This is a genomic window from Nocardia sp. NPDC004168, assembly GCF_040610355.1.
GTDB classification, from domain to species: Bacteria; Actinomycetota; Actinomycetes; order Mycobacteriales; family Mycobacteriaceae; genus Nocardia; species Nocardia sichangensis.
In genome coordinates this window covers 270,954-297,266 of the sequence record NZ_JBEXME010000001.1, presented here as the reverse complement: position 1 = coordinate 297,266, position 26,313 = coordinate 270,954, and the positions used below count along the sequence as shown (strand labels likewise).

Here is a 26,313-nt window from a genome sequence, read left to right as displayed (position 1 = left end):
TCCACGAGCACGGATACGCCGCGAACCAGCGCGCGGAAAGACAGCGTCACATCTCAGGAAGTGAGATGCTCGACCTAATCCTGCGTACCGGCCGTGCCCGCGTGCGCGTACTCCGACAAGGCGGCGGCGAGAGCATGCGGGACGCGCGCGTGGACGCGGGTTCCGCCCTCTTCGTGATCCGAACCGAGGATGCGGCCATCGGCGTGGATGCGGGCGAGCAGGTCACCGCGCGTGTACGGCAGCAGCACGCTGATCTCCACGTCCAAGTCCCCGAGCAGCTCGGCGAGCCGCTCGCGCAGCCCATCGATCCCGCGGCCGCTGCGCGCCGACACGAACGACGCGTCGGGCAGCAGCGCACGCAGGTTGGTGAGCTCGGTCGGCCCCATCGCGTCGGTCTTGTTCACCACCAGCAGTTCGGGCGGGGCGGGTGTACCGGATTCCTTGATCACGTCCGTGATCACCTCGCGGACCGCCTTGATCTGCTCGGCGGGCAGCGCGTCGGAGCCGTCCACCACGTGCACCAGCAGGTCGGCGCCGGTCACCTCCTCCAAGGTGGAGCGGAAGGCCTCGACCAGCTGGGTCGGCAGGTGCCGCACGAAGCCGACGGTGTCGGTGAAGACGACCTCGCGCCCGTCGTCCAGTTCGGCCCGGCGGGTGGTCGGATCGAGGGTGGCGAACAGGGCGTCCTGGACCAGCACGCCGGAGCCGGTGAGCTTGTTCATCAGGCTCGACTTGCCCGCGTTGGTGTAGCCGACGATCGCGACGGACGGGATGCCACTGGACGTGCGGCGCGACCGCATGGTGTCGCGCGCGGTCTTCATCTCGCGGATCTCCCGGCGCAGTTTGGCCATCCGCTCACGGATGCGACGACGATCGGTCTCGATCTTGGTCTCACCGGGGCCGCGCAGACCCACGCCGCCGTTGCTACCGGCGCGGCCACCGGCCTGCCGGGACATCGACTCACCCCAGCCGCGCAGCCGGGGCAGCATGTACTCCATCTGGGCCAGCGAGACCTGCGCCTTGCCCTCCCGGGAAGTGGCGTGCTGAGCGAAGATGTCCAAAATCAACGCGGTCCGGTCGACCACCTTGACCTTGACCACCTTCTCCAGGGCGGTGAGCTGAGCGGGGGTCAGCTCGCCGTCACAGATGACGGTGTCCGCGCCGGTCTCCAGCACCACGGAGCGCAGCTCGTCGGCCTTGCCGGAGCCGATGTAGGTGGCCGGATCCGGCCGGTCGCGGCGCTGGATCAACGCTTCCAGCACCTCGGAGCCCGCAGTCTCGGCGAGCGCGGCGAGTTCGGCCATGCTGGCCTCGGCCTGCGTGGCGGTCCCCGTGGTCCAGACCCCGACCAGCACGACGCGCTCCAGGCGCAGCTGCCGGTACTCGACCTCGGTGATGTCGGTGAGCTCGGTGGACAGGCCCGCCACACGGCGCAGCGAACTGCGGTCCTCCAACTGCAGTTCACCGGTGGTCGGATCGGCCGACCAACCCGATCGCCGCATCCGTGCCCGGTGCTCGGCGACGACGTCGCCGGTCACCGCGTCTTCGCCGGACACCGCGTCGTCGGCCGCATCGGCGGCGCGATCGTTCGCGTCCGCCGGAGTGAATTCATACGTCTCTGACTTCCTCATACACCATCCATGCTGCCACGACATCACCGCAGCACGCACCCGGTTATCGGGGCGATGCCGCTACCGACCGTCCCACCAGGCCCCGGCGAGGCGACCCGAGGCCAGCAAAACCGACGGCCCGCGCAGCCATGCCGACCCGCGCTCGAGCCCGACGGTCAGTTCGCCGCCGGGCACCCGGACCGTCACCCGACCGGAGTCGGCGCCGATCCGGAAGCCGTCGGCGGCCAGCGCCGCGGCGGCCGCGGCGACGGTTCCCGTTCCGCAGGAACGGGTTTCGCCCACACCGCGCTCGTAGACCCGCATGTCGACCGACCTCTCGGCGTCCAGCGCCGTGACGATCTCGACGTTCACCCCGTGTGGGAACAGGTCCGGATCGAAGCCGGGCGGCACGGTCAGGTCGAGCTTGCCGAGCGCGTCCACGGACATGCCCGGATCGACGCAGGCCAAATGCGGATTGCCGACATCGATGCCGATCCCGGGCAGCGCCCAGCCCGCGATGGTCGCGGTGGACGGGCCGAGTTCGCGCACCCGGCCCATGCCGACGGTGACGTCCCCGGTGACCGAGTTCCCGGCATGCACGGTGACCGGACGCGCCCCGGCGCGGCTGCCGACCACGAAGCTGTCGCGGGTTTCCAATCCCGCCGCGTGCAGGTAATGCGCGAATACGCGCACGCCGTTGCCGCACATCTCCGCGATCGAGCCGTCGGCGTTGCGGTAATCCATGAACCAGTCGTCGGCGCCCACGTCCTCCGGAAGCTCCGCCAGCACACCGGCGGCCTGCAACGCACCGGCCCGCGCGACCCGCAACACGCCATCCGCGCCGAGCCCGCGCCTGCGATCACACAGCGCGCCGACCTGCTCGGCCGTCAGCGCGAGGCCGGCCTGCGGGTCGGGCAGCACCACGAAATCGTTCTGGGTGCCGTGACCCTTGGTGAACTCGATATCCGGCACGTGCGATGTCTCCCTGTCTCGTCGTCATTTGGCAAACGTCCGGCGCTGCCGGGAAATTTCGTAGAGCGCCACCGCGGCCGCCGAGGGCGCCCCCAGCGAGCTGGCCGTCCCACCCATCGGGATGTGCACCATGTCGTCGCAGGCCGCCTCCCACGCGGCGCTCATACCGCTGGTCTCGTTGCCGATGACGAGGATGGTCGCGTCGGTGAAGTCGTAGTCGTAGGCGGCGTGGCTGCCGTGCTCGTCGGTGCCCACGATGCGGGTCGGGATGCCGCGGCGGATCTGCCGGTTGCGGAACTCCAGCACCTGCGCGGGCCCGGCGGCGCGGATCACCGGCACGGCGAACAGCGAACCGGTCGAGGCGCGCACCGCCTGCGGGTCGTACTGGTCGGCGCCGTGTCCGGTGACGATGACGCCGCTGGCGCCGAACGCGTCGGCCGAGCGGATCAGCGTGCCCAGGTTGCCCGGCGAGTTGGGCCGGTCGAACACCACGACCACCGGCGCGTCCTCCCCTGGCTCACCCGGCTCGAAGGCCTCCAGTTCGGGCTGCCGCGACTCCGCGACCGCCACCAGTTCCGGTATCCCGGCGGCCTTTTCGCCGAGTTCGGCCATCAGCTCGGGCACCAGGCCGACCTGTGGCACACCGCTGGTGTCCAGCACTTCGCGCGCCCAGGTGGACAGCTCGGGGCCGCCGAGCCGGTACAGCAGCGTCTCCAGCGGCCAGTCGTTGGCCATGGCCTGCGTGATCGGACGCACGCCCTGCACCAGGAAACGGCCGTCGCGATGACGCTTGGTGCGGTTGTTGAGGTAGGCCTGCCACACCTGGACGGAGGCGTTGCGCGTGCTCACACGTCGGGTCACTGCGGAGTCCGTTCTTTCTCGTCGAGCAGGGCCAGCGCCGTCGCGGCCGGATCAGGGGCGGTGCCGTCCACCCACCGCACCCGGGGATCGCGCCGGAACCAGGAGCGTTGCCTGCGCACGTAGCGCCGCGTGCCGATCAGGGTGCGTTCCTGAGCATGGTTCAGGTCGTATTCGTTGTCCAAATAGGCCAGGACTTGTGCGTAGCCGATGGCCCGCCGGGCCGTGACGCCCTCGCGCAGGCCGCACTCGATCAGGCCGCGTACCTCCTCGACCAGCCCGCCTTCGAACATCGCGGCGGTGCGCCGCTCGATGCGCGCGTCCAAGGCCGCGGTCTCCCGGTCGACGCCGATGACGATCGTGCCCCAGCGCGGCTGCCCGATGGTCGGCGCCGAGGCGGCGAACGGCTGTCCGGTGAGTTCCACGACCTCGAGCGCACGCACCATACGGCGCCCGTCGGTGGGCAGGATGGTGGCAGCGGCCACCGGATCGGCCGCGCGCAGCGCCGCGTGTACGGCCGCGACGCCCCGCTCGGCGAGCACCGCCTCCCAGCGCGCCCGCACGGCCGGATCGGTGGCCGGGAACTCCCATTGGTCCAACAGCGCCTGGACGTACATCATCGAGCCGCCCACGATGACGGGCACCCGGCCGCGCCCCATGATCGCGACGACGTCGGCGCTCGCCGCCGCCTGATACGCGGCCACGGACGCGGTGTCGGTCACGTCGAGCACGTCGAGCTGGTGGTGCGGGATGCCCCGGCGCTGCGCGACGGGCAGCTTCGCGGTGCCGATGTCCATGCCGCGGTACAGCTGCATGGCGTCGATGTTCACGATCTCGCCGCCGAGTTGTTCGGCCAGGTCGAGAGCCAGATCGGATTTGCCGGTGGCGGTGGGGCCGACGACCGCGATCGGAGTGATGCCGGAATCCGTCACGGCGCGTCGTCTCCCGCGGGCCGCCAGAGGCTCACGTGGTAGCCGACTCCGAACGGGGCTTCCCGGTAGCGCGTCTCGACCAGCGGATCGGCGCGGAACAGCCCGGCCAGCACCTGATAGGCCGGGCGGCCCGTCACGCCCAGTTCGGCACACAGTCCGGAGTCGAGTGCCCGCAACGCGGCGCGATCACCCGCGCTCAGCGCGGCGTCCAGCCGGTCCTGCACCGGACGGGCCCGTTCGTCGAGGTAGCCGGGCGCCTTGACCGACAGCGTCGCCGCGCCGTCGGCGACGACCAGCACACCGCGCGGCTCGCCGTCGCTGTCCAGCTCGGCACGCAGCTTCGTCCCGGTCTCCCGGCAATGCTCCGCGGGCGCGTCCGCGGCGACGACACTCGCCTCGGCGACCGCGTCGGGGGCGACCTGCCCGCGTAGCCACCCGCCGATCAGTACGGCCAGCGGCAACCCGGCATCGGCCTGCCGCGCTCCGGCGACGGCGGCACTCGAGAGGCCGACCCGCACGTCGACGCCGAAGCCGCGGAACGTGCCGACGGTCTCCGGACCGAACGTGCGGTCACCGGCATCGGCGCCGATCACCGTCCAGTGGCCTGTCACGGACGCGAAGGCGCGCACGGTGTCGAGCACGGCCGACCGCAGCACCGCGCGCGGATCCGAATCCCCTGCTCCCGCCGTGTCCGCCGCACCACCGCACAACTCGGGGACCAGCACGGGCGGCGACGGAACGAGGGCGGCGACGGAGAACACGTCGTAACCGTAGTCGTTGCGGGTCCTGCCGGTACCGGCCGGCTTCGAGTGTCTCTGCCGTAAATACCGCCGAGATTGATAGTGTTCGAGGAGCTACAACCCAGGTCATCAGGGGTTGGAATCCGCGGGATTCCTCCGTGGGAAGGCATGGATCGATGGTCACAAGGGCTCGGACCGGGTTGAATGGAATGAGCTAGGGCGTAACCAGGCAGCCGTGACGCGCGGCAGGGACGAGGAAAAATGACCGACAGCAACGGAACCGCGAAAGCCGGACCCGGCAAGATGCCCCGTTCTTCCGGTGCTCCGAAACCGGGCCGCTCGATTCAACCGCCCAAACCGCACGCGGTCAAACCCGCCCCGGGCCCGGCCCAGCAGCATCCCCATCCCGTCGTCGTGCCCACCGTCTCCGATCCGAGCCGGTGGGGCCGGGTCGACGAAGACGGCACCGCGTGGGTGAAGACCGCCGAGGGTGAACGCCAGATCGGCTCGTGGCAGGCCGGTGACGCCGCGGAGGGCTTGGCCCACTTCGGCCGCCGGTTCGACGATCTGGCCACCGAGGTCGCCCTGCTGGAGGCCAGGTTGGCCGCGGGCGCGGACGCACGCAAGACCAAGGCCGCCGCCGTCACGCTGGCCGAGTCGCTGCCGACCGCCGCCGTCATCGGCGACATCGAGGGCTTGGCCCGGCGCCTGCAGGCCATCGCCGAGCACTCCGAAGAGGCCGCCGCGCACGCCAAGGAAGAGAAGGAACGCGCCAGGCACGAGCACACCGAACGCAAGGAGGCGCTGGCCGCCGAGGCGGAGAAGATCGCCGCCGAGTCCACCCAGTGGAAGGCCGCGGGCGATCGGTTGCGCGAGATCCTCGACGAGTGGAAGTCCATCCGGGGCGTGGACCGCAAGGTCGACGACGCGCTGTGGAAGCGCTACTCCAAGGCGCGTGAGGCGTTCAACCGCCGCCGCGGCGCGCACTTCGCCGAGCTGGATCGCGAACGCGCCGCCGCGAAGGCGCGCAAGGAAGAACTGTGCGTGCAGGCCGAGGAACTGTCCGGCTCCACAGAGTGGGTGGCCACCGCGGGCATCTTCCGCGATCTGCTCACCGAGTGGAAAGCCGCCGGTCGCGCGCCGCGCGAGGCCGACGAGGCGCTGTGGCGGCGCTTCAAGAGCGCCCAGGACGTCTTCTTCGCCGCGCGCAACGCCGCGGTCTCCGAGCGCGACGCCGAGTTCGAGCACAACGCGGCCGCCAAAGAGGAACTGCTGAACCACTACGCCTACATCGATCCGTCCGCCGACCTGGAAGCGGCCCGCGGCGCGCTGCGCGAGCTCCAGGACAAGTGGGACGCCATCGGCAAGGTTCCGCGCGAGCGCATGCAGGAACTGGAAGGCAAGCTGCGGGCTATCGAGAAGCGTGTGCGCGACGCCGTCGACGCGCAGTGGCGGCGCACCGACCCCGAGGCGATGGCCCGCGCCGCCCAGTTCCGCGAGCGCGTGGCGCAGTTCGAGGAGCAGGCCGCGAAGGCGCGGGCCGCAGGCAAGGCTCGCGACGCGGAGAAGGCGCTGGAACAGGCCAAACAGTGGCGAGAGTGGGCCGAGGCCGCCGAGGGCGCCGTCAGCAACCGCTGAGATATCGGCCCGATCGAAACGAACAGCGGCCCCTCCCGGCTGGGACGGGCCGCTGTCGTATGGAAAGAGCCGGTCAGGAATCGCCCATGAGCCGACGACGGTCGCGTTCCTCCGCCGCCGCGGCGGCGTTGCGGCGCTGCTCCTCCGCGGCCAAGTGCAGCGCGGTGCGGCTCCACACCACCCGGATCCAGTGGAAGGTGAGCACGACGGTCACGATCGCGCCGAGGATCAGGCCGAGGCCGGGGCCCGCGCCGACGTAGTTGCCGAGCCCGGGCGTCTGGCGGTGCCAGATGGACAGCACGCCGAACACGGCCGCCACGGCACTGCCCGCGACCGCGACCCAAGCCAGCACCCAGCGGCGGGTCATCAGCGCCAGCATCGAGAAGCCGATGCCGAACACCACGACGAACCACACGAAGATCCGCGAGGGCAGCCCGATGTGCTCGGCCCGCGCGACATCGGTGTTCAGCAGCACGTCGAAGCCGCGCGCCGCGCCGGCGTGCGACAGCACCAGCGAGGCCAGCAGCAGGAACACCGCGCCTGCCACGACCATCGCGCGGACGCCGGGATCGATCTCACCGGCGATCTTGCGCTCGACGGCGTCGAGATCGTCGCGGAACTGTTCGAAATCGGCGGTGCTCTCGACCGAGCTCACGGAATCCTCGTTTCGTTCGTCTGCGTCGGGGCTCGCCGGCTCGCGCCCCCGGTCGGCCGCGGACGCGCCGCGCTGGTCGTCGCCGGACGCGGGGACAGATCCATCGGCGCCACGGGTGGCGTCGTCGTTGTCCTGCGGGCTCGCGGTCATGCGTCGCAGCCGGTCGAGCAGCTCGCGGCCGCGGGTTCCGGGGCGGGTGCGCCGATGCGAGGCAGTCCGAGCCCGACGCCGATCGGCGCGGTCTTCGGGGTGACGCCGCGCTCGTGCGCGTCACCGGCGCGGGTACGGCGGTGGGTCTTGATCGCGGCATCGGCGACCAAGTGGTGCGGCGCCGCGGCGGTGATGTCCACCGTGATCAGATCGCCTGGGCGGATCGGCTCGGCCGTGCCGCCCGGGCGGAAGTGCACCAGCCTGCCGTCGCGGGCACGGCCGCTCATGCGCGCGGTGGCGGCGTTCTTCTTGCCCGCGCCCTCGGCTACCAGCAATTCCACCTCGGTGCCGACCAGCGCTCGATTGGCCGCCAAGGAGATCTCCTCCTGCAACGCGATGAGCCGGTCGTAGCGCTCCTGGACCACGGCCTTGGGCAGCTGATCGGGCATGTCGGCGGCGGGCGTACCGGGCCGCTTGGAGTACTGGAAGGTGAACGCGCTGGTGAAACGCGCCTGCCGGACCACGTCCAGGGTCTCCTGGAAATCCTCCTCGGTCTCGCCGGGGAAGCCGACGATGATGTCGGTGGTGATCGCGGCGTGCGGCATCGCGGCGCGCACCTTGTCGATGATGCCGAGGTAGCGCGCCTTACGGTAGGAGCGGCGCATCGCCTTGAGCACCCGGTCCGAACCCGACTGCAGCGGCATGTGCAGCTGCGGGCAGATGTTCGGGGTCTCGGCCATGGCCTCGATCACGTCGTCGGTGAACTCCGCCGGGTGCGGCGAGGTGAACCGGACCCGCTCCAAGCCGTCGATGTGTCCGCACGCGCGCAGCAGCTTGGCGAACGCGCCGCGGTCGCGGGGTTCGTCCGGGTCGGCGAACGAGGCGCCGTAGGAGTTCACGTTCTGGCCGAGCAGCGTCACCTCGAGCACGCCCTGATCCACCAGCGCCCGCACCTCGGCGAGCACGTCACCGGGGCGGCGGTCGACCTCCTTGCCGCGCAGCGACGGCACGATGCAGAAGGTGCAGGTGTTGTTGCAGCCGACCGAGATGGAAACCCAGCCCGCGTAGGCGGATTCGCGCTTGGCGGGCAGGGTGGACGGGAACGCCTCCAGCGACTCCAGGATCTCCACCTGGGCTTCCCTGTTGTGCCGCGCCCGCTCCAGCAGCACCGGCAGCGAACCGATGTTGTGGGTGCCGAAGACCACGTCCACCCACGGCGCCTTGCGCACCACGACGTCGCGGTCCTTCTGCGCCAGGCAGCCGCCCACGGCGATCTGCATGCCCGGATGGCCCGCCTTGATCGGCGCGAGGTGGCCGAGCGTGCCGTAGAGCTTGTTGTCGGCGTTCTCGCGCACCGCGCAGGTGTTGAAGACGACGAGGTCGGCCGTCGCGCCGGGCGCGGCCTTCACGTAGCCCGCGTCCTCCAGCAAACCCGACAAGCGTTCGGAATCGTGCACGTTCATCTGGCAACCGAAGGTGCGGACCTCGTAACTGCGTGCTGTGCCCTCGGCGGGCGCGGGAGACAACACTGCCTGTCCGATCGAATCCACCCGTCCAGGGTACGGGGCGGCCTCCGGTGGCTTTCGCGGGCATCGACGCAGGCTCGGGGCGCTCCACCGCCGACGACGGAGGAACCGCGAAGTTACGCGCACATGTCGAATCGGCGTGGCGAGAGGGTGTGTCGCCGAAAGTCGGGCAAATTTCCGATTTTTGCCTAAGGTCATGACCATGACCGACGACGACGCCGCGCCCGCCACGACCGGGGACGCCTCTGCCGGGGCCGTCAACGCCGCCACCAGCGGCCCACCGATGATCTTGATGCGCAAAGTGGACAAACACTTCGGCGACCTGCACGTACTCAAGGACATCAACCTCGAGGTCCCCAAAGGGCAGGTCGTCATCGTGCTGGGCCCCTCGGGATCCGGCAAGTCGACGCTGTGTCGCACCATCAACCGGCTGGAGCCGATCGATTCCGGCGACATCGCCATCGACGGTGTCCCGCTGCCCGCCGAGGGCCGCGCGCTGGCCGCGCTCCGCGCCGACGTCGGCATGGTCTTCCAGTCCTTCAATCTTTTCGCGCACAAGACGATCCTCGAGAACGTCGTGCTCGCGCCGGTCAAGGTCCGCAAGATCAAGAAGGACGCCGCCCGGACCCGCGCCATGGAGCTGCTCGACCGGGTCGGCATCGCCGATCAGGCCGACAAGTACCCGGCGCAGCTGTCCGGCGGCCAGCAGCAGCGCGTCGCCATCGCCAGGGCGCTGGCGATGAACCCGAAGGTGATGCTGTTCGACGAGCCGACCTCCGCGCTGGACCCGGAGATGGTCAACGAGGTGCTCGAGGTCATGGTGTCGCTGGCCAAGGACGGGATGACGATGCTGGTCGTCACCCACGAGATGGGCTTCGCGCGCCGCGCGGGGAATCGGGTGCTGTTCATGGCCGACGGCCAGGTGGTGGAGGACGCGACGCCGGACACCTTCTTCACCGCCCCGAAGTCCGAGCGAGCGAAGGATTTCCTGGGCAAGATCTTGAGCCACTGACCTGCCGGACACAGCGGCCAGCACACCCACTGGATAGGGAGAAGGAACTCGATGAGGATCAATCGCGCTCTGCGCATCGGTGTCGGGGCGATCGCCCTGACACTCGCCGCCGCGACCGCCACCGCGTGTGGCGGCGGCGGCGACAAGTCCGCCCTGGATCACGCCAAGGACGGCAAGCTCACCATCGGCATCAAGTTCGACCAGCCGGGTCTGGGCCTGCGGAACAAGGACGGGTCCTACAGCGGCTTCGACGTCGAAGTGGCCAAGTACGTCGCCGGGAAACTGGGTGTGCAGCCGAACGACATCACGTTCAAGGAAGCGCCGTCGCCGCAGCGTGAGACCCTGATCGAGAACGGACAGGTCGACTACATCGTCGCCACCTACTCGATCAACGACAAGCGCAAGGAGAAGGTCGACTTCGCCGGTCCGTACTACGTCGCGGGACAGTCGCTGCTGGTGCGCGCCGACAACACCGACATCAACGGCCCGGACAACCTGAAGGGCAAGAAGGTCTGCTCGGTGAAGGGCTCCACCCCAGCCCAGAACATCGAGAAGAACTTCCCCGACACGCAGTTGCAGACCAACGACACCTACTCGCTCTGCCTCGAGGGCCTGCGCGCCGGATCCTGGGACGCGGTGACCACCGACGACATCATCCTGGCCGGTTACGCGGCGCAGAGCAGCGGCGCGTTCAAGGTGGTCGGCAAGCCGTTCACCACCGAGAACTACGGCATCGGGTCGAAGAAGGGCGACAAGGAACTGCGCGACAAGATCAACGACGCGATCGAGGCGATGATCGCCGACGGTTCCTGGAAGAAGGCGTTCGACTCGACCGTCGGCGCCTCGGGCTACCAGGCCCCGCAGCCGCCGACGGTGAACCGGTACTGAGCGTCCGCACCGTTCGCCTCAGCACGGGTGGCCCGTCCCCGACCGGGCCGGGCCACCCGCCGCACCTCCCCTGACCATCGCGACCCGATCGGAGGAACGCGTCCGCCGTGTTCGACCTGATCTCGAGGTACGACAGCCAAATCCTCGAAGCCTTCTGGGTGACCATCCAGCTGACCGTGCTGTCCGCGGTCGGCGCGCTGATCCTCGGCACCGTCGTCGCGGCGCTGCGCGTGTCACCCGTGCCGGTCGCCCGCTGGGTCGGCACCGCCTACGTCACCATCTTCCGCAATACTCCGCTCACGCTGATCATCGTGTTCATGTCGCTGGGCCTCTACACGACAATGGGCTGGCGCCTCGCCGGCGAGGGCCCGAACTCGCTGGCCCAGAACAACTTCCGCTTCGCGGTCGTCGGCCTGAGCATCTACACCGCCTCCTTCGTCTGCGAGTCGCTGCGCGCGGGCATCAACACCGTGCCGATGGGCCAGTCCGAGGCGGGCCGCTCGCTCGGATTCGGCTTCCTGCAGAACCTGCGGCTGGTCGTGCTGCCGCAAGCCTTCCGCTCGGTGATCGCCCCGCTGGGCAGCGTGCTGATCGCGCTGACCAAGAACTCCACCATCGCCTCGGCGATCGGCGTCGCCGAAGCGGCGACCCTGATGGCGGAGATGACCGAAACCGAGGCCGCGGTGCTGGCGATCGGCGCGATCTTCGCGCTCGGCTTCGTGATCCTGACCCTGCCGACCGGCCTGTTCTTCGGCTGGCTGGCCAAGAAATACGAGGTGTCCCGATGAGCGCAGGCGCTTCGGTCCTGTTCGACGCGCCGGGCCCGAAGGCGAGGCTGCGCAACAACGTCTACTCGCTGCTGGTCGTGGTCGCTGTGGCCGCGACGAGCTGGGCGCTCTATCGCGGTTTCGCCGACAAGGGGCAGTTCACCGCGGAGAAGTGGAAGCCGTTCCTGGAGGCGGAGGTCTGGTCGACCTACCTGCTGCCCGGTCTGCGCGGCACCGTCGTCGCCGCGCTGCTGTCCATCGTGTTCGCGCTGATCATCGGCATGATCTTCGGCGTCTTGCGGCTGTCGGACCATCGCGTGGTGCGCTGGGTCGCGGGCACCGTCGTCGAGGTGGCGCGCGCCATCCCCGTGCTGATCCTGATGATCTTCCTGTTCGCGGTGTACTCCCAGTACGACGTGTTCCAGTCCGAGGATCTCGCGCTCGCCGCGGTGGTCACGGCGCTGACCGTCTACAACGGCTCGGTCATCGCGGAGATCGTGCGCGCGGGCATCCGCTCGCTGCCGAAGGGGCAGACCGAGGCGGCCGTCGCGCTGGGCATGCGCAAGAACCAGCTGATGCGGTTGATCCTGCTGCCGCAGGCGATCACGGCCATGCTGCCCGCGCTGGTCTCACAGATGGTGGTCGCGCTCAAGGACTCGGCGCTGGGCTACCAGATCACCTACGTCGAAATCGTGCGCTCCGGCCAGCAACTCGGCGCGGCCGAACAGAACACGATTCCGGCGCTGATCGTCATCGCGATCGTCATGATCGCGCTCAACAGCGCGCTGACGCTGGTGGCGACCAGGCTGGAACGGCGGCTGCGGGCGCGCAAGCGCGGAAAGGGCGGCGGCGCTGTCCTCGCCGCGGACTCGGTCATCACCGATGCCGCGCCCGGCGTCGACCTCGGCCAGAAGCCCTGAGCCGGGCTGCGGAAACCTTGCCGCGCAAGCGAACTGGTTAGCGCGCGGCAATTCCGCACGGGTGCCGGAGTGTTGTGCTCGAGCTGAGCGCAACACTCGTGCCCTCGGCGGCGTCCCGTCAATCTCGTAGGCATACGCCGATCCCCGGTATTCGACCGGTGGGACGGTCATCAGCGCGTCATACCTGCGGGAGTTGATCGATGACCAGCCGTACCTCCGACCTTCTCTTCGACGAGTCCTTCTCCTTCCCCGGCGAACTGCGCCACCCCGGGAACGCGGGCCCCGCACGGGTCGCGGTGATCGGCGCGGGCGCGAGCGGTCTGGCCGCCGCCTACGAGCTGCAACGCCACGGTCTGGACGTGACCGTCTATGAGCGCACGGCACGTCCCGGTGGGCGGGTCCGCACCTGGCGGTTCTGGGACGGCACCCACGGTGAACTCGGTGCGATGCGGATCCCGGGCAACCATCACTGCACGCTGCACTACGTCGACGAGTTCGGCTTGGCCACCAGGCCTTTCGTCAACGCGAATCCGGATGCGTACTACCTGCTGCGGGGCCGTCGGGTGCGCAGGTCTCAGGTGGAACAGGTGCTGCCCGCCTACCAGCTGGACGAGGCCGAGCGCACCGACCCGCTACTGGTGCTCGAGCGGCTGCTGCGCGCCGCCTGGCAGGGTCTCGGCGATCATCGGCGCAAGGCCCTGCTGGCCGGTGACGTGGCCGACCCGGAGCTGGACCGGCTCGCGGCGACCTCGCTGTGGCAGTTCACCCGGCAACGCCTCTCGCCGGACGCCTGGGATCTGATCGGGCATGCCAGCGGGCTGCTGCACTACGAGCACGCCTCGCTGCTGGAAGTGCTCGTGGATTACTTCGGGTTGTTCAATGTCGACCAACTGGAGCTGGTGGACGGCACCGATGCGCTCATCCGCGGTTTCACCGACGCGCTGCGCCCGGGCAGCCTGCGGCTGGCCACCCGCATCACCGAACTGCACGTCACCGGCGACGGCGTGCGGTTGCGCGGCGAGCGGCACGGCGCGGCGTTCACCGACGAAGTCGACTTCGTGATCTGCGCGGTACCCGCGCCCGGCCTGGATCAGATCGACATCTCCCCCGCGCTGCCCGCGCCCCAGCGGCAGGCAATCCGCGGCATCAGTTACGCCAGCAGCACGAAGACCCTCGTCCACGTCCGTGCGCGGCACTGGGAGCACGTCGACGGGATCTTCGGCGGCGGCAGCTTCACCGATCTGCCGATCCAGCAGGTGTGGTACCCGTCCGACAACGCCCGGCTCGCCCCCGAGTCGGCCCGCTGGAGTGCGGCGGATCCCGAGCGCTCGCACGCACCGGCCGTGCTCACCGCGGCCTACCTGTGGGAGAACAACGCCCGGCGGTTCGCGGCGCTGCCCGAGAGCGACCGCACCAGAATCGTGCTCGCCTCGCTCGAACAGCTGCATCCCGGCCTGACCGCCGTCGTCGACGACGTCGTGCACTGGACCTGGGACGAGCAGGTCGGCATCGGCGGCGGGGCGTTCGCCTACCTGGCGCCGGGACAGCACGCGCGCTACCTCGCGGAAATCGGCGCACCGCATCCGCATCCGGCGCCGCGGGTGTTCTTCGCAGGCGAGCATCTCTCGGTCGCGCACGCCTGGATCCAAGGCGCGCTGCAATCGGCGCTGGAGTCGGTCCGCCACGTGCTGGATCAGGTGAGCGTGCCGCGTGCGGCTTGATCGCGCGACCTGGGTGCTCGCCTCGGTGAGCACCGTGTGGGGCGCCAGCTACACGGTCACCGGCTGGGGTCTGCGCGAACTGGACGTGGTGACCTTCAACGCGATCCGCTTCGCCGCGGCCGCGCCACTGCTGCTGGTCCTCGCGTGCGCCGTGGAGGGCAGGCCCGTCATCGCGAGCCGGTGGTGGCCGCGGCTGGCGCTGTCGGCCGCGATCGGCATCGTGGCGTATCAGCTGGCCTTCAGCGCCGCGGTGGCGCTCACCACGGTGACCGAGTCCGCCATCCTGATCGCTTTGTCGCCGTTCTGGACCGCGCTGCTCGCGCGGCTGAGCGGTGAGCCCGTCCGCGCCGCCGTGCTGATCGGCGCGTGCGTGGCGATGGCAGGCGTGGTCCTGGTCGTCCTCGGCCGCGAGGCGGGCCACGCGGCGCCGAACCGCGCGCTCGGGGATCTGGCCGCTTTGGTCGCGTCCGCGCTGTGGGGCGCCTACCCGGTCGTCACCCGTCCCTTGCTGGTCGACCACAGCCCCCTGCGGGTGACGGCGTGGGCTTCGGTGATCGGCGCCGCGATACTGCTGCCCACGGCGTCCGCACTGGGACCGCCGCGCGATGTGCAGGAGATTTCTGGAACGACCCTGGTCTCGCTGGCCTTTTCCGTGCTCGCCGTGACCATTTACGGCCTCGTGGCGTGGTACTGGGGCGTGCGGCGGGTGGGGTCGGCGCAAACGATGGTCTTCATGTTCGCGGTGCCGGTGGCGGCGGCGGTGTTCGCCGTCGCGGCCGGCACAGAACGCGTCACCTGGCCGCAGGTCGCCGGTGCGGGGCTCGTGCTCGCGGCATTGACCTGTAGCCAACGCAATCCGAAAGTCCTCGACACAGGAGTAGGAAATGACGGTTACCACGACCTCGATCACGCTGGAACGCGCGACGCTCATCGTTAGCGAGGCGCTGGCCTACGGCGCCGCGCACGGGTTCGACCCGCTCACGGTGGCGGTTCTGGATCCCGGCGGCCATCTCGTCGCGTTACAACGCCAGGACGGCTCCGGCATCCTGCGACCACAGATCGCGATCGCCAAGGCCTGGGGCGTGCTCGGCCTCGGCGTCTCCAACCGCGAGATCGCCCGCCGCGCGGCGGCCGCGCCGACCTTCTTCACGTCGGTGGCCGCGCTCGCCGAAGGGCGCATCCTCGATGTCCCCGGCGGTGTCTTCATCCGGGACTCGGCGGGCGGGATTCTCGGCGCGGTCGGTTCGACTGGGGCCGCGACTTCCTTGGAGGACGAACGCGCCGCCGTGGCGGGTATCGAGGCCGCCGGTCTATCCGCCGATACAGGAGAGGTGTAGACCGACGATGCCGCACCCGAAACCCGCGCAGCGTTGCACCTCCGCCGCGGCGGTACGAAGGGTACAGACCTCGACCGCCGCGGGCCGGGCCCCGATCGGCTGTCCGAGCAGCGACAATCAGCAAACCGATCGAAAACGCCGTAGTCGCCCGCGTTTTCGCTAGCACGGCGGCTGCGCCGGGCCGTACCCCGAGCAGTAGCCGCACACCGACCATCCGTATCCCGCACAGCCGACCGGCGTGGAGCGCAGTTGTGAGCGGGATAGGGCTTCCCCCACCGGGCCGGATTCGGTCGGCGCCCACCGTGCGCGCTCCCCCGCACGACCACACATCGCTTCGGCAGCGGTGACCGTGCCGATTCCGGTGAGGTCGGTACCGCCGACGAACTTCCACCAACTCGCTTGGTTCGACTGCCTCAGGTATACGACAACGCCTCGACCTGGTGAAGCACGGCTCCGATCGCCGGGAGCCGCATGGGCGAGTTCAGTCGATGGTCTCGTCGAGATCGCCCTCGAACCCCTGATCGGCCAGTTCGGTCTTGACCACCCGATACGCCGTGGACTGACCGTAGCCACGGCGGGCGAGCATGCCGACGAGGCGGCGAATCATCTTGTCCCGGTCCAGATCTCGCGGCAGAGAGCGCAATTTGCGGCGGACCAGCTCGGCGGCGCGGGTTTCCTCGTCGTCGGTGGTGATGGCGTCGAGGGCGGCCACGGCATCCGATTGCGCGACGCCCTTGCGCCGAAGTTCTTGCGCGAGCGCCTGCTTGCCTTTACCGGAGAAGGTGTGCCGGGAGTGCACCCATTGCTCGGCGAAGGCGGCGTCGTCGACGAGACCCACTTCGCCGAGGCGATCGAGCGCCCGTTCGCTCACTTCGGCTGAGTACCCCTTGGCGGCCAGACGCTGAGCCAGCTCGGCACGGCTGCGGGCGCGAACGGCGAGCAATCGGAGACACGCCTCCTTCGCCTGTTCGACCGTTCCGGCTTCGGATCCGGCCGCTCCCGGATCGGCCGTTGGTCCTTCGGTGAGACCGGAGTCGGACGAGGGCGAGCCGATACGCGCCCGCGCACCCCGGGGACCACGACGGGACCCAGCCGGGCGCGCCCGCTGCGGATCGGACGCGCCCGGCCGAGTTCCCATGGTGTCCGGCGCAACCGAACCACCTTCGGCCCTCCGGACGAGCTCGGCGTCCTGTCCGCGGGACCGGGCACCGTCTGGCGGACCGGAAGCGGACAAGAGTTCTTCCAGCCGACGCCGCATCTCCTGCACCGCGTCGGCCCGTGGCCGCCCGGAATCGGCCGGAGCCGTTCCGGGCGAGCGACGGCTGTGCGTCGGCTCAGAAATCGGCGGGCACCTCCGCGGCCGCATCGGCCGTCACGTCGGCGCCGATGCCGAGCTTCTCCTTGATCTTCTTCTCGATCTCGTCGCGGACGTCGACGTTCTCCAGCAGGAACTTGCGGGCGTTCTCCTTGCCCTGGCCGAGCTGATCGCCCTCGTAGGTGTACCAGGAGCCGGACTTGCGGATGAAGCCCTGCTCGACACCCATGTCGATGAGCGAGCCCTCCTTGGAGATGCCGTGCCCGTAGAGGATGTCGAACTCGGCCTGCTTGAACGGCGGGGAGACCTTGTTCTTCACGACCTTCACGCGGGTGCGGTTGCCCACCGCGTCGCTGCCGTCCTTGAGCGTTTCGATGCGGCGCACGTCCAGGCGCACCGACGCGTAGAACTTCAGCGCCTTGCCGCCGGTGGTGGTCTCCGGCGAGCCGAACATCACGCCGATCTTCTCGCGCAGCTGGTTGATGAAGATCGCGGTGGTGCCGGAATTGTTCAGCGCGCTGGTCATCTTGCGCAGCGCCTGACTCATCAGGCGGGCCTGCAGACCGACGTGGCTGTCGCCCATCTCGCCCTCGATCTCGGCGCGCGGCACCAGCGCGGCCACCGAGTCGATGACGATGATGTCGATGGCGCCGGAGCGCACCAGCATGTCGGCGATCTCCAGCGCCTGCTCACCCGTGTCGGGCTGGGAGACCAGCAGCGCGTCGGTGTCGACGCCCAGCTTGCGGGCGTAGTCCGGATCGAGCGCGTGCTCGGCGTCGATGAACGCCGCCACGCCGCCCGCGGCCTGCGCGTTGGCCACCGCGTGCAGCGCCACGGTGGTCTTACCCGAGGATTCCGGGCCGTAGATCTCGACGATGCGGCCGCGCGGCAGGCCGCCGATGCCCAGCGCCACGTCGAGCGCGATCGAGCCGGTGGGGATCACCGAGATGGGCTGGCGCGCCTCCTCGCCGAGGCGCATGACGGCGCCCTTGCCGAAGCTCTTCTCCACCTGGGCCAGCGCGAGTTCGAGCGCCTTGTCCCGGTCGTACGCCTGTGGTGCCATGGTCCTGCTCCCCTTTTCGACGGGTAAGTCTCGTTCTGTGGTTGGCGCCTACAGTAGAGCGCGGCACCGACAAGTTCTGGCGACCAGCCTAGACGAACAGGTGTTCGAGTCAAGCGACGCGCCCGGCGCGCAGCACACCGCTCGCGCCCTCTCCGGCGAACGCCGCGCGATCAGCGCACCAGGGCGATCCGGTCGGTGTCCAGCAGCGTCTGCGCCTGTTTGAGCACGCGCAGGGAAGGCGTCACTTCCACGTCGGTGATCCCGTCCAGCGCGCCGAGGCGCTCGGTCACGTACCGGTAGAGATCCGCGGTGTCGCGGCAGATGATCGAAGCGAACACATTGGACGGCCCGGTGGTGGCGGCGACGAACACGATCTCCTGGTGCGTCGCCAGCGCGCGCCCCACCGCGTCCAGATCGGCGGGCCGCACGCGCAGCCAGAGCGCGCCGCGCACGCCGTAGCCCATCCGCTCGATCGCGAAATCGACGTCGAAGTACAGCACGCCCGCCGCGGTCAGCTCGGCCATGCGCCGCGCGACTCGCGGCGCTGTCCACCCGGTTTCGGCCGCGAGCTGGGCGTACGGAGCGCGCCCGTCCCGGCCGAGCAGCGTGAGCATCGCCTCGTCGGCCGCCGAAAGGTGCACCGGTGCGTCCGGTCCCGCGTCCGCGGTCCGGGGCCGGGCGGGGCCGAGTGCGTCGAGCTGGGCGGCGGTGAGCAGGTGCCGATAGCGCGGCCACTCCTCGTCGAGCGGAAAACGATGGATGACCTCGTACGCGGTCAGCGCCAGCACTTGCGGGGCGCGCGGCAGGATCTGCAACAGCAGCGCGTCGCGCCGCTCGATCGAGCGCGGCCTGCCCACGCAGGTCACCTCGGAGCCGGTGGACAGCAGGGTCACCCAGCTCAGATCCGGGAACCGGGACAGGGATTCGGCCAGCCGCAGCGCTTTGTCCGGTGTCGATTTCAAGCGCAGCACCCAGCGCGCGTGACCGAGCGGCGCCGCGTTCACCTGTCCGGCCACGTGCAGGATGCCGCATTGCCGCAACGCGCGGTAACGCCGCGCCACCGTCTGCTCGGAGACGCCGAGAGCGCCGCCCAGCCGGGCGAACGGCATCCGGGCGTCGTGAACCAGCGCGTGCACGATCTGTTTGTCCAGGACATCCAGATCGGAAGATTCCCTCGGGCCATCGTCGCGCACAGGAGGAATCTAACGCAATTGCCGCTGTGGCTAGGGGGATCCGTCCGATTGCCGCACGCTTGGCGTCGAAATCATTCGAATCCGCCGTGGAGGCTCCCGTGAGGAAATGGCTCCCCCTGTTCGCCGCGTGCCTCGGCACGCTGATGCTGCTCATCGACGTCACCATCGTGAACGTCGCCCTGCCGGATATCGCCGCCGATCTGGACACCGGATTGTCCGGCTTGCAGTGGGTGGTGGACGGCTACGCCTTGGCGCTGGCGGCGCTGCTGCTGGTGCTCGGCTCGCTCGCCGACCGGGTCGGCGCGAAGCACGCCTACCTGGCCGGACTGGTCGTCTTCGCGATCGCGTCGCTCGGGTGCGGCGTCGCCGAGAACGCGGCGGCCCTCGTCGCGGCGCGGGCGCTGCAAGGCGTCGGCGGCGCGGCCATGTTCGCCACCACGCTGTCGCTGCTGCACGCCACCTACACCGGCCGTGACCGCGGCGTCGCCTTCGGCGTCTGGGGCGCGGTGTCCGGTGCGGCGGCGGGCATCGGAGTGGTGCTCGGCGGCGTGCTCACCGAGGCGTTGTCGTGGCGCTGGATCTTCTTCGTCAACCTGCCCATCGCCGTGCTGGCGATCGGGCTGACCGCCACCGTGTTCCCGCCCGTCCAGCGGCGCGTGGGCCGAGCGGTGGACCTGCCGGGCATGCTGGCCTTCGCGACCGCGGCGACGGCGGTCACCTACGGTGTCATCCGCGGCGGCGAGCACGGCTGGACGGACGCGGCCGCGGTGACGGCGTTCGCGCTGGGCGCCGCCGCGACCGCGATCTTCGGCTGGGTCGAAGCGCGCGGCGCCGCACCGATGTTCCCCTTGGCACTGCTGCGCAACCGCGATTTCGGCGCGACCCTGTTCGGCGCGTCCGGACAGACGTTCGCCGCGTTCGCGAGCACTCCCCTGGTCTCGCTGTGGCTGCAACAGCAACTGCGCATGTCGCCCCTGCACGCGGGTCTGGCGATGCTCCCGATGGCCGCGACCGCGTTCGTGGTGGCGGGCGCCTTCGGTCGGCTGCTGCACGATGTCGCGCCGAAATGGACCATCGGCGCGGGGTTGGTGGTGGTCGGCCTGGGCAGTTGGCTGCTGATGATCGTCGGCGCCGAGTCCTCCTGGGTCGCGCTGATCCCGGGATTCGTGGTGATCGGCATCGGGATCGGCGTCAACGCGCCCGCGCTGGTCTCGGTCGGCATGGCGGCGGTCGCCCCGGAGCAAGCGGGCACCGCCGCGGGTGCGGTGAACACTGCCCGGCAACTGGGCCTCGCGCTCGGCGTCGCGGTGCTCGGCACCGTCTTCCGCGGGGTGGCCGACGGCGCGCAGCCGATGACGTCGCCGCACTTCGTCGCCGGGCTCGACGCGGCGTTCGGCATCGCGGCGGCGGTGGGCATCGGATTCGGACTGGTCGCGTTCGGACTGTTCCACCGGAAGCGCGCCGACGCCGGATCGCCCGAAGCCGAGCGGCAGGCCGTCGCCGCCTGATCGCGATCCGGCACGAAGAGACGGCGGCGTCCCGGACGGGCGCCGCCGTTTCCCGTGCCCCGGCGGCCCTAACGCTGCGGCAGTACCGACTCGTCACCAGGCTCGCGTGGCCCGAAGATGCGCCGCTCGGATTCCCCGATCGGGACATCGTTGATGCTGGCCTCACGCCGGGACATCAGCCCGTCCGGCGCGAACTCCCATTGCTCGTTGCCGTAGCTGCGGAACCACCGGCCGGACTCGTCGTGCCATTCGTACTGGAACCGCACGGCGATGCGGTTGCCGTGGAAGGCCCATAGATCCTTGCGCAGCGCGTAGCCGTTCTCGATGGACCACTTCCTGGTGAGGAACTCGACGATGGCGTCACGGCCGGTGAAGAACTCGTCGCGATTGCGCCACACCGAATCTTCGGTGTACGCGGCGGCGACCCGTTCGGGATCGCGCGTGTTCCAGGCGTTTTCCGCAGCCCGCACCTTGGCTTCGGCGGATTCCGCGTCGAACGGGGGTAGCGGAGGTCGCATGGGACAACTCCTTTTCTCGAAGTCTCAGGGATTCACGGGAGAAAGTTCGGCAGGGCCCCATCGCAGCGCTCCCGTGGATCGCTCGACCACCTCTTCGATGGTGAAATCGAGGGAGCACTGCGCGCCCGCCGTGAAGGTCTCGGCTGCCCAGACCAACTCGGCCGTGCCGGTGAGCTGCAACGTGGCGCCCGTGGACCAGTCCGGGATCAGGATCCCGCAGCGGGGGTTGACCGCGAGGTTGCCGAGCGTCATGAACATCGAATTGCCCCGATAGTCCGGCCAGCGCAGCCGCGTGGGCGAGAGCACTTGCAGGAAGCCGGGATTCCCGCCGCGATGCGAGGCGTCGGCGTTGCCTTCCTCGTCCGCGGTCGCGACGAAGAACGTGTCGGCCGAGGCGATCGCGGACCGCTGCTCGGCATCCAATTCGGCACCGCGACGCACCGCGGGCGTCGTAGCGCCGGGCGTGTAGCTCGCGACATCCCGGCGGGAGATGTACTTGGGACAATTCGAGTACACCTGATCGGTGACTATGCGCACGCCCGCGTCCTCCGGCGCGGACCTCCCATTGACGCGCATCCGCCTGCGCCGCTGCGGTTGCAGGGCGATCATGCCGACGCGAGACCGGCGGGTCAGCGCTTCGTGTAGCGGGTCGGCGGCAGCGGGCATGGTGCCGATCGAAATGGTCCGGTCGTCCACCGCTCGGACGAATCCCGGCTGCCCGACCAGCTCGCTCGCCCACAGCCTGCCCGCCGCGTCGGCGGCGGCGAGCACCACCATCCGCTGTTCGGCCAGGAAATCGGCCGCGACCGCGGGGATGTCGGCGCGGATCATGCGACCGACCCGTCCGGCGATGTCCGCCTGCCCCATCCGGCGCTGCACGGCGACCTCCCCGCGGTGGAACGCCTCCATCGCGATACTCCCTTCGCTACGCGGCCGGATCAGAAGAAGCCGCAGGTCGGTGCCGCGCCGCTGGGCGCGGGAGCGGATTCCGCGCCACTGGGCGCGTACACCTCCAGCCGGATGCCGTCGGGATCGGTGAAGAAGATCCCACCGGAGGCGACGCCCTCGCCGTGCGCCACCACGCCGTCGTGGGCGAAGGTGACCGAGAGTTCACGCAGCACCCGTTCCACCGCGCGTACCTCGTCGATGCTGTCGACCTGGAACGAAAGATGATGCAGCCCCGGCGTTTCGGTGGAGAACGCGCCGCCGCTCTGCTGCCACAGGGTGACCACCAGCTTGCCGTCGCGACCGAGGAAAGCCCAGCGGCGCTGCTCGTCGGCGCTCGCGGCGAGCTGTTCGAAACCAAGGGCCCGACGGTAGAAGTCCACCGAACGATCCAGATCCGAGACGTTCAGGCCGATGTGCCCGGTGCTGAGCTGAGGCGCGGCAACCGTGGTCATGAGTTCCTCCTCGGAAGATTCAACCGCCTTATGCGGTTTCACTGGTTAGAACGTACCGACCCGGGAACAATGGTGTCAACCATCTAAATAATTTTCAACGGTTAGAAAGGAGGTGACGGCCGTGGACGACGGCGCCCACTCGGTACCCTCGGGCATGCCCGATCCACGCCCCCACCTCGGTGAACCCCTGGCGCTCGATCTGCTGAACACGAGATGGATCGAGCACGCACCACAGGACCTGCTCACCGATGTCACCGGCCTGCACACCTGGCTGGCGTCCGCGGGCCTCACCGATCGCGCGACCGCCGACGAAGCCACCTTGAACGCGGTGCTGACCGCCCGGACCGCCATCTACGACGTGGTGGTGCACGCTTCCCCCGCCGGACTCAACGACGTGCTGGAACACGGCCGCGTCCGCCGCGCGCTCACCGCGTCCGGGCCCGCCGACCTGGTGGACGTCCCGGAGCAAGCTTGGTTGCCCGGCTGGCTGGCTGCCGACAACCTGCTGGAGCTGCTGCGCACCGCACCCGATCGGATCCGCCAATGCGCGCATCCGGAGTGCGTGCTGTTCTTCTACGACACCTCGAAGAACGGAACCCGCCGCTGGCACTCCATGGCCACCTGCGGCAACCGCACCAAAGCGGCGCGGCACTACGCGCGAAAACCCTGAGGCTCAGAACAATTCGTCGAGCAGCCGGTAATACGTCAAGCGGCTCTCATCCGGCTCGGCCAGTCCGTAGGCCGCGAAGAAGGCCGTCACCTCCGCTTCGCCGAAATCCGCGCGCAGGTCGCGGACGGCGAGCGCCAGGTCACGGTAACGGTCGGAAACACCGAGCCCGCCGACATCGAGGAGGACGCCGTTCGCCAGCACGTTCGGCGGGGTGAAATCACCGTGCGCCACCACCAGATCCTCACGCTCCGGCCGCTGTGCCAGCAGCCGCTCGAGGATCTCCGCGGGGGTGGACCCGGCGTTGTCGTCGTCGAAATCGTCCGCGTCGACGAGACCTTCGACCACGTTGCGGCGCGCCCGCGCCAGCACGACGTCCAGGCGTCCGTCGAACGGGCACTCGCCGACCGGAATGCTGTGCAGCCGGCGCAACAGCGCGCCGAGCACGGCGCCGATCGAGGCCGCGTGAGCGCCGCCGGAGCCCGCCGACAAGCTGGGCGCGCCCACGTCCGCGAGCACCAGCACGTCGTCCTCGAACGCCGTCACCTCCGGCACGGCGATCCCGCGCTCACGCAGCCAGGTGAGCCGCCGATACTCGGCGACGGCCTTCGGACCGCGTTTGAGCCAGTAGGCGCCGTCGACGCGCACCACACCACCGCTCATGCCCTCGTGCTCGTCCGACCAGCTCGGCACCTCGCCGAACAACGCCGCGACGGTGGGCGGCAACGGAATCGGCAGCTCGCCCAGCGTGTCCAGCGCGGTGCGGGTGGCTTCGATCTCCTCGGGATCGCCCTCGGCCACGCGCAGCCGCATCGCCTCGGCCAGCAGTTCGCGCGCCTCGGCCAGGTGGTTCCGTTCGGCGAGCGCCTTGCCCAGGTGCTGCACGGCGAACGAGAGCACCTCCGGCGCGGCTACCCGCGCGTGTTCCACGGCGCGGCGGTACAACGTCTCCGCGGTGCCCGCGTCGCCGCGATAGCGGTAGACGTCGCCCAAGTTGATCCACACGGTGATCCGGCGCCGCTCCGTGTCCACCAGTTCGAGCGCACGATCGAGGTGGTCGAGCGCCTCGTCGTAGCGGCCGAGCAGCATCAACTCGATGCCGGTCTGCCGGTAGCTCGCGAAGTCGTCGGGGTGTGCCTGCGCCACCCGGACCGCCAAACGTTCCGGGTCGTGCGGGATCATCCGCTGCCGCTCGTCGAACCGGTACAGCGGCTCGTCGCGCTCCACCTGCCCGGGGGCGCTCACCAGCGCGTCCTCGGCACGTCGAATTCGGCGCACAGGGCGCGCCAGACGTCGCGGGGATCGGTTCCGGCCTCGATGGCGGCGGCGCCGGTGCGCCCGCCCAACGCTGGGATCACGTGGTCGGTCAGCAGGGCGTCGCCGCGGGCCACACCGAACTCGGTGTGCAACAGTTCCTGAAACTCGGTCAACCGCACCGTCCCGAACTTACTCCCGTCCCCCGCGTTCGCTGGTCAGGGGCACGCCCGGCACCCGCTCCGGTCAGGGTTGGACGGCGTAACAGACCTGGTGGCACAGGGCGACCGGGTCCGGGAAATCGCGCGTGGCGGCGGCCTCCCTCGCCGCTCGGGTGTAGCGCGGGTCGGCGAGGATCGCACCGACCGCGGCACGGACGGCCTCGGGCGAAAGCGGCCGGACGACGATCGAACTACCTTGTCGCGCCGCGCGATTGGCCAGCTCCCACTGGTCGCCGCCGCCGGGAACGGTGACGATCGGGACGCCGGCGGACAGCGTTTTGGCGAGCAGGCCGTGACCGCCGCCGCCGACGACGACGGACGCGTGGGTCAGCAGTTCGTCCTGCCGCCCCAACCCCGCCGTGGCCCATGGCGGAAGATCGGCGGGCGGCGTGTCCAGCATCGAAATGGCCACGCGGACACCGGTTCCCTCCAACGCCCGCAGGACGGTCTCGGCCATGCCCGCCACACCGGTGTGCGCGGTCGAGGGCGCGACCATGACCAGCGGCGCGTCCCCGGGCGGCAGGTCCAGGATCGTGTCGGTCGGCTCCCACAGCAGCGGGCCGATCACGTGGGCGGATTCCGGCCAGTCGGGGCGCGGTACCTCGAGCGCGGGCAGGGTGGCGATCAGGCGCGCGGCGGGCCCGGGATCGACCGCAGGGAGGCCGACGCTCTCACGCGCCCGCTCCCGCTGGCGACGCCCGTTCCGCAGCGCGCGTGCGGTCATGCCGCGCAGTACGCCGTCGCGCACCCGACCGCGCAGACCCGAACCGGGCGCGAGCCCGCTTCCGATGGGCGGCAACCCTTTCGACGGCAGGTACAGCGGATGCGGGGACAGCTCAACCCAGGGGACGCCGAGCCGTTCCGCGGCCATGCCGCCGCCCGCGGTCAGCACGTCGGAGATCACCAGTTCGGGCAGCATGGCGCTCAATTCGGGCAGGATCTCGGTAGAGATGTGCGCCGCCCGCTCGTGGATGCGCTGCCCGGCGTCGGCGTCGTCGTCCACCGGTCGCGGCGCCAGGCCTTTCAGTCTGCGCACGCCGATTCCGGCGGCGAGGGCGGCGTCGAACCACCGGGGACCGGTGAACAGGACCGGCTCGTCACCGGCCGCCAGGAATTTCGAGCACAACGCGATAGCGGGGAACGCGTGACCGGGATCGGGCCCTGCGACGACGGCTACTCGCATCCGCCTAGCCTGCCACAACCCCTTCGAGGTCGATCACACCCGCATCGCGGCACCGCTCGCTACAGCTTGCTCACCGTCGACTTGTCCGAGCCCGAGACCGCCTTGTACAGCAGGTACAGCCCGAACACGATGGCGCTGATCACCAGGATGGGGAACAGGCCTTTGATCAGCGCGCCGATGACGGCCAGCGCGATCCAGACGACCGCGACGATGCCGATGATCTTCCACAACATTTCGATGCCTCCAAGAAGTCGGTTTCCGCTTC

The 26,313-nt window shown here is 69.9% G+C and carries 27 protein-coding genes; 10 read left to right on the top strand and 17 right to left on the bottom strand.

Going from position 1 to position 26,313, the window contains the following annotated elements:
- Positions 1-74 precede the first annotated feature (74 nt).
- From hflX to ABZW96_RS01490, 5 genes are all read right to left on the bottom strand, one after another.
- Positions 75-1,502: a GTPase HflX gene (hflX, locus tag ABZW96_RS01510; RefSeq protein WP_355071016.1), complete on the bottom strand. Its 1,428-nt coding sequence runs from the start codon at positions 1,500-1,502 to the stop codon at positions 75-77.
- Between the two features lie 189 nt (positions 1,503-1,691).
- Positions 1,692-2,573, bottom strand: coding sequence for a diaminopimelate epimerase (gene dapF, locus ABZW96_RS01505; protein WP_355071014.1), 882 nt, complete (start codon positions 2,571-2,573; stop codon positions 1,692-1,694).
- Between the two features lie 33 nt (positions 2,574-2,606).
- Positions 2,607-3,443 (bottom strand): TrmH family RNA methyltransferase, encoded by an 837-nt coding sequence (locus tag ABZW96_RS01500; RefSeq protein ID WP_355070247.1) that lies wholly within the window; start codon positions 3,441-3,443, stop codon positions 2,607-2,609.
- Positions 3,440-4,372 (bottom strand): tRNA (adenosine(37)-N6)-dimethylallyltransferase MiaA, encoded by a 933-nt coding sequence (gene miaA / locus ABZW96_RS01495; protein WP_355070246.1) that lies wholly within the window; start codon positions 4,370-4,372, stop codon positions 3,440-3,442. The genes ABZW96_RS01500 and miaA overlap by 4 nt, the downstream gene beginning before the upstream one ends.
- Complete coding sequence (locus ABZW96_RS01490; protein WP_355070245.1) at positions 4,369-5,133, bottom strand: hypothetical protein; 765 nt, start codon at positions 5,131-5,133, stop codon at positions 4,369-4,371. The genes miaA and ABZW96_RS01490 overlap by 4 nt, the downstream gene beginning before the upstream one ends.
- A 240-nt stretch (positions 5,134-5,373) precedes the next feature.
- On the opposite strand from ABZW96_RS01490, the gene ABZW96_RS01485 reads away from it, so the two are divergent.
- Positions 5,374-6,750 carry a DUF349 domain-containing protein gene (locus ABZW96_RS01485; protein WP_355070243.1) on the top strand — a complete coding sequence of 459 codons (1,377 nt, stop codon included), beginning with the start codon at positions 5,374-5,376 and terminating at the stop codon, positions 6,748-6,750.
- A 73-nt stretch (positions 6,751-6,823) separates the two neighbouring features.
- Here the strand turns inward: ABZW96_RS01485 and ABZW96_RS01480 are convergent, their stop codons facing one another.
- Both ABZW96_RS01480 and miaB read right to left on the bottom strand, forming a co-directional pair.
- Positions 6,824-7,564 (bottom strand): hypothetical protein, encoded by a 741-nt coding sequence (locus tag ABZW96_RS01480; protein ID WP_355071012.1) that lies wholly within the window; start codon positions 7,562-7,564, stop codon positions 6,824-6,826.
- Positions 7,552-9,105: a tRNA (N6-isopentenyl adenosine(37)-C2)-methylthiotransferase MiaB gene (miaB, locus tag ABZW96_RS01475; RefSeq protein WP_355070241.1), complete on the bottom strand. Its 1,554-nt coding sequence runs from the start codon at positions 9,103-9,105 to the stop codon at positions 7,552-7,554. The genes ABZW96_RS01480 and miaB overlap by 13 nt, the downstream gene beginning before the upstream one ends.
- 259 nt (positions 9,106-9,364) lie before the next feature.
- On the opposite strand from miaB, the gene ABZW96_RS01470 reads away from it, so the two are divergent.
- The 7 genes from ABZW96_RS01470 (at position 9,365) to ABZW96_RS01440 (ending at position 15,726) form a co-directional block, all read left to right on the top strand.
- Complete coding sequence (locus tag ABZW96_RS01470; RefSeq protein WP_355071010.1) at positions 9,365-10,093, top strand: amino acid ABC transporter ATP-binding protein; 729 nt, start codon at positions 9,365-9,367, stop codon at positions 10,091-10,093.
- Positions 10,094-10,144: 51 nt separating this feature from the next.
- Positions 10,145-10,981, top strand: a complete 837-nt coding sequence (locus ABZW96_RS01465; protein WP_355070239.1) for a glutamate ABC transporter substrate-binding protein — start codon at positions 10,145-10,147, stop codon at positions 10,979-10,981.
- Positions 10,982-11,088: 107 nt separating this feature from the next.
- Positions 11,089-11,769, top strand: a complete 681-nt coding sequence (locus ABZW96_RS01460) for an amino acid ABC transporter permease (RefSeq protein WP_355070237.1) — start codon at positions 11,089-11,091, stop codon at positions 11,767-11,769.
- Positions 11,766-12,668, top strand: a complete 903-nt coding sequence (locus tag ABZW96_RS01455) for an amino acid ABC transporter permease (protein ID WP_355070235.1) — start codon at positions 11,766-11,768, stop codon at positions 12,666-12,668. The genes ABZW96_RS01460 and ABZW96_RS01455 overlap by 4 nt, the downstream gene beginning before the upstream one ends.
- 200 nt (positions 12,669-12,868) lie before the next feature.
- A complete protein-coding gene (locus tag ABZW96_RS01450) occupies positions 12,869-14,389 on the top strand; it encodes an NAD(P)/FAD-dependent oxidoreductase (RefSeq protein ID WP_355070233.1) in 1,521 nt (506 codons plus the stop codon).
- Positions 14,379-15,326 carry a DMT family transporter gene (locus tag ABZW96_RS01445; protein WP_355070231.1) on the top strand — a complete coding sequence of 316 codons (948 nt, stop codon included), beginning with the start codon at positions 14,379-14,381 and terminating at the stop codon, positions 15,324-15,326. Before ABZW96_RS01450 ends, ABZW96_RS01445 begins: the two co-directional genes overlap by 11 nt.
- Entirely contained in the window at positions 15,274-15,726 is a 453-nt protein-coding gene (locus ABZW96_RS01440; protein WP_355070229.1) for a heme-binding protein, read from the top strand. The genes ABZW96_RS01445 and ABZW96_RS01440 overlap by 53 nt, the downstream gene beginning before the upstream one ends.
- Before the next feature lie 481 nt (positions 15,727-16,207).
- Here the strand turns inward: ABZW96_RS01440 and recX are convergent, their stop codons facing one another.
- From recX to ABZW96_RS01425, 3 genes are all read right to left on the bottom strand, one after another.
- The gene (recX, locus tag ABZW96_RS01435) at positions 16,208-16,780 is read right to left on the bottom strand and encodes a recombination regulator RecX (protein WP_355071008.1); all 573 of its coding nucleotides are present in this window, start codon (positions 16,778-16,780) and stop codon (positions 16,208-16,210) included.
- Between the two features lie 280 nt (positions 16,781-17,060).
- Complete coding sequence (gene recA / locus ABZW96_RS01430) at positions 17,061-18,104, bottom strand: recombinase RecA (protein WP_039799269.1); 1,044 nt, start codon at positions 18,102-18,104, stop codon at positions 17,061-17,063.
- A gap of 170 nt (positions 18,105-18,274) precedes the next feature.
- The gene (locus ABZW96_RS01425) at positions 18,275-19,297 is read right to left on the bottom strand and encodes an Lrp/AsnC family transcriptional regulator (RefSeq protein WP_355070227.1); all 1,023 of its coding nucleotides are present in this window, start codon (positions 19,295-19,297) and stop codon (positions 18,275-18,277) included.
- A gap of 98 nt (positions 19,298-19,395) precedes the next feature.
- Here ABZW96_RS01425 and ABZW96_RS01420 point away from each other — a divergent pair, with 98 nt between their 5' ends.
- Positions 19,396-20,805 (top strand): MFS transporter, encoded by a 1,410-nt coding sequence (locus tag ABZW96_RS01420; protein WP_355070225.1) that lies wholly within the window; start codon positions 19,396-19,398, stop codon positions 20,803-20,805.
- Positions 20,806-20,873: 68 nt separating this feature from the next.
- Here ABZW96_RS01420 and ABZW96_RS01415 read toward each other — a convergent pair whose 3' ends face one another.
- From ABZW96_RS01415 to ABZW96_RS01405, 3 genes are read right to left on the bottom strand one after another with little or no spacing between them, the layout of a single operon-like run.
- A complete protein-coding gene (locus tag ABZW96_RS01415; RefSeq protein ID WP_355070223.1) occupies positions 20,874-21,323 on the bottom strand; it encodes a nuclear transport factor 2 family protein in 450 nt (149 codons plus the stop codon).
- A 24-nt stretch (positions 21,324-21,347) separates the two neighbouring features.
- A complete protein-coding gene (locus tag ABZW96_RS01410) occupies positions 21,348-22,232 on the bottom strand; it encodes a pyridoxamine 5'-phosphate oxidase family protein (RefSeq protein WP_355070221.1) in 885 nt (294 codons plus the stop codon).
- A 29-nt stretch (positions 22,233-22,261) separates the two neighbouring features.
- Positions 22,262-22,723: a VOC family protein gene (locus ABZW96_RS01405; RefSeq protein ID WP_355070219.1), complete on the bottom strand. Its 462-nt coding sequence runs from the start codon at positions 22,721-22,723 to the stop codon at positions 22,262-22,264.
- A gap of 154 nt (positions 22,724-22,877) precedes the next feature.
- Between ABZW96_RS01405 and ABZW96_RS01400 the strand changes: the two genes are divergently transcribed.
- Positions 22,878-23,393: a CGNR zinc finger domain-containing protein gene (locus tag ABZW96_RS01400; RefSeq protein WP_355070217.1), complete on the top strand. Its 516-nt coding sequence runs from the start codon at positions 22,878-22,880 to the stop codon at positions 23,391-23,393.
- Between the two features lie 3 nt (positions 23,394-23,396).
- Here ABZW96_RS01400 and ABZW96_RS01395 read toward each other — a convergent pair whose 3' ends face one another.
- The 4 genes from ABZW96_RS01395 to ABZW96_RS01380 form a co-directional block, all read right to left on the bottom strand.
- The gene (locus tag ABZW96_RS01395) at positions 23,397-24,635 is read right to left on the bottom strand and encodes a phosphotransferase (protein ID WP_355070216.1); all 1,239 of its coding nucleotides are present in this window, start codon (positions 24,633-24,635) and stop codon (positions 23,397-23,399) included.
- Complete coding sequence (locus tag ABZW96_RS01390) at positions 24,632-24,826, bottom strand: DUF3046 domain-containing protein (RefSeq protein ID WP_355070215.1); 195 nt, start codon at positions 24,824-24,826, stop codon at positions 24,632-24,634. The genes ABZW96_RS01395 and ABZW96_RS01390 overlap by 4 nt, the downstream gene beginning before the upstream one ends.
- Positions 24,827-24,890: 64 nt before the next feature.
- A complete protein-coding gene (locus ABZW96_RS01385) occupies positions 24,891-26,048 on the bottom strand; it encodes a nucleotide disphospho-sugar-binding domain-containing protein (RefSeq protein ID WP_355070213.1) in 1,158 nt (385 codons plus the stop codon).
- A gap of 59 nt (positions 26,049-26,107) precedes the next feature.
- Positions 26,108-26,281 carry a hypothetical protein gene (locus ABZW96_RS01380; protein ID WP_355070211.1) on the bottom strand — a complete coding sequence of 58 codons (174 nt, stop codon included), beginning with the start codon at positions 26,279-26,281 and terminating at the stop codon, positions 26,108-26,110.
- Positions 26,282-26,313: the final 32 nt, after the last annotated feature.